The following is a 429-nucleotide window of genomic DNA, read 5'->3' as shown; positions in this document are numbered from 1 at the left end:
CGAGCTGGATCAGCGGTTTCTTGAAGTCGTAGTCGCGGCGGGTGACGCTGCTGGTGCGGGTTTCCAGGCGCAGGGCGAAGCGCTTGATCATCGGCGTGTCGGCAACCAGGCCGGAGTCGTGCTGAAACTGCACCGGGGCCAGCTTGGGGAACACCGTCTGGTCGTCACCAAACACCAGTTGGTGGCCCTCGGCGCTGTGGCGGAAGTGGTAGTGGATGCCTTCTTCTTCACACAGGCGCTGGATGAACTGCAGGTTGGACTCGTCGTACTGCACGCAGTACTCGCGCTGCGGGTACGTCGCGCCCAACTGGAATTGGTAGGCGTTGGCGAGGATGCCGTGTTCCTCGAGCACCTGGGCGATGATCTCCTGCACGGTCTTGTGCTGGAACATGCGCTGGTTGATGCGGTGGGCCAGGTAGGCCAGTTGCG

The 429-nt window shown here is 62.7% G+C and carries 1 protein-coding gene; it reads right to left on the bottom strand.

Annotated elements, in window-relative coordinates; translation table 11 throughout:
* On the bottom strand, window positions 1–429 hold a 429-nt coding region (locus NJG22_RS24695), incomplete at both ends, for a contractile injection system protein, VgrG/Pvc8 family (protein WP_253098506.1).

The sequence above is a fragment of the Pseudomonas sp. VA159-2 genome (assembly GCF_024126635.1).
Classification (GTDB): Bacteria; Pseudomonadota; Gammaproteobacteria; order Pseudomonadales; family Pseudomonadaceae; genus Aquipseudomonas; species Aquipseudomonas muyukensis.
This window is presented reverse-complemented; position numbering and strand designations above follow the sequence as displayed.